Origin of the sequence: Bacteroides sp. LFL-34, from assembly GCF_027257075.1 — a bacterium.
In the GTDB taxonomy this organism is placed as follows: Bacteria; Bacteroidota; Bacteroidia; order Bacteroidales; family Bacteroidaceae; genus Bacteroides; species Bacteroides ovatus.
Map to the genome: position 1 here is coordinate 1 of NZ_JAPQKZ010000161.1, position 643 is coordinate 643.

1 protein-coding gene is annotated in these 643 nt (G+C 44.9%); it reads right to left on the minus strand.

Going from position 1 to position 643, the window contains the following annotated elements; all coding sequences use genetic code 11:
* The coding region (locus tag N5O98_RS27380; RefSeq protein WP_269496304.1) for an IS66 family transposase at nucleotides 1–643 on the minus strand (643 nt) is incomplete at both ends.

Genomic DNA, 643 nt, shown 5'->3' on the forward strand with positions numbered 1-643 from the left:
GTATATCATCCTGGTGTTTATGCCGACAACCACCCAAAGGTATCCCTTCCTGACTCCTTTTCCCTTGCTGTTCTTTTCCGGGACGAGTATTTTGTAATAGGTTTCATCGGCTGCCTTATAAGGATCACTCAAAGCTGTCTGCCGGATGCACTTATAAAGATTTTCGAAGAGGTCTGAGGCTTTCTCTATCAACTTATGAGCCGTAGGTTTCTTCAGCGTAAAGCCATGACTCTCGAAGTAGTTGATGATTCTTTCAACAGGTAGCGATTGTATATAACGTAATTCCATCAATCCGGCAATAAATGAACCGTCATAGCTGGAATTCAAGAAGGCCGAAGCCGGTGTTTTTCCCTCAAACAGGCGACCTTCTTGCGTATAGGTGTGTATCTTGTAGACATGCTTGATGAAGCGCATGGGTACACATTCATAGCGGACGCATATTCTGGGAACAGTGGTAAACAACCGGGCCTTATTGATGTCAAAATCGGGATCATCGGGATAAACGACATGTTCTTCTTCCTCCATCTCATAATGCATGTCACGTTTGGCCCCATTGTTCTTTCTTGCTTTACGCTTATCTGCTTTTTCCGCTTCTATCTTCTGCCGCTCTTCTTCGGATATGGCAGATTGGGGAGCCTGTTGC